We start from the raw sequence: 1,014 nt of genomic DNA on the forward strand, positions 1-1,014 counted from the left end.
CGCCACGGCAGCTTCGCGGCCGGCGGCGCGGAGCTGCATGTCAGCCCGGCCGCGGTGAGCCGGCTCGTGCGGCTGCTGGAGCAGCGACTGGGCATCGCACTGTTCGAGCGCGGTCCGAACCGGCTGGCCCTGACCGCGGCGGGCGCGGCCTATCGGGCCGGTCTCGGCGACATCTTCGACGAGCTGGCGCGGCTGACCGTGGCCACCGTGGCGCAGGCGGGCCAGCGGACGCTGATCCTCGGCGTCGGGCCCAGCTTCGCCTCGCATTGGCTGATCCCGCGGCTGGCGGACTGGCACGCCCGCGCGCCGGGAATCCAGGTGCGCGTCACGACCGGGGGCGCCGCGGCCGCCTTCGACGAGGGCTGGACCTGCGGCATCCGGCTGGGCGAGGGCGACTGGCCGGGCTTCGTCGCGACGCCGCTCTTCCCGGCCGACCTGCTGCCGGTCTGCGCGCCCGCCTTGGCGGCGGGGCTGGCGGAGCCCGGCCAGCTTGCGAAGGTCTCGCTGCTGCGCGTGGCGCATGCAGCGGAGGACTGGCCGCTCTGGCTGGCGGCGCAGGGGCTGGCGGGGAAGGTGGCAGCGCGCGGGCCGGTCTTCGACTTCTATGGCCAGGCGCAGCAGGCGGCGGCGGATGGGCTCGGCGTGGCGATGGGCATCCGGCCCTATATCGACGACGCGCTCCGGCAGGGACGGCTTGTGGCGCCCTTCGCGGCGCCGGTGCCGAAGGGCGAGGGCTGGTTCCTGATCAATCGTCCCGGACGCGAGGAGGATCCGGCCTTCGCGGCCTTCCGGGGCTGGATCGTGGAGGCGGCGGCCGGCTGAATCAGTCGTGATCGGCGCGGAACTGTTCGGCCGAGCGGAGCCGGTCCTGGTGGTTCATCAGCAGGGACAGCAGGCTGACCTCCATGCGCAGCGCGTCGGGCAGGGGCATGTCGCAGCCCTTGCGCACGGCCTCCTTGGCGAAGGCCGTGGCCATGGCGGAGCGGGAGGCGATCGCCATCGCCAGCTCGCGCG

2 protein-coding genes are annotated in these 1,014 nt (G+C 74.7%); one reads left to right on the forward strand and one right to left on the reverse strand.

Annotated elements, in window-relative coordinates:
• Positions 1–822: LysR substrate-binding domain-containing protein (locus AC1DWF_RS32590; RefSeq protein ID WP_476842652.1), on the forward strand; the 822-nt coding region annotated here is incomplete at its 5' end.
• 1 nt (position 823) lies between these two features.
• Here AC1DWF_RS32590 and AC1DWF_RS32595 read toward each other — a convergent pair.
• Positions 824–1,014: hypothetical protein (locus tag AC1DWF_RS32595; RefSeq protein WP_476842653.1), on the reverse strand; the 191-nt coding region annotated here is incomplete at its 5' end.

The organism is Aminobacter sp. P4_D5 (assembly GCF_056401815.1).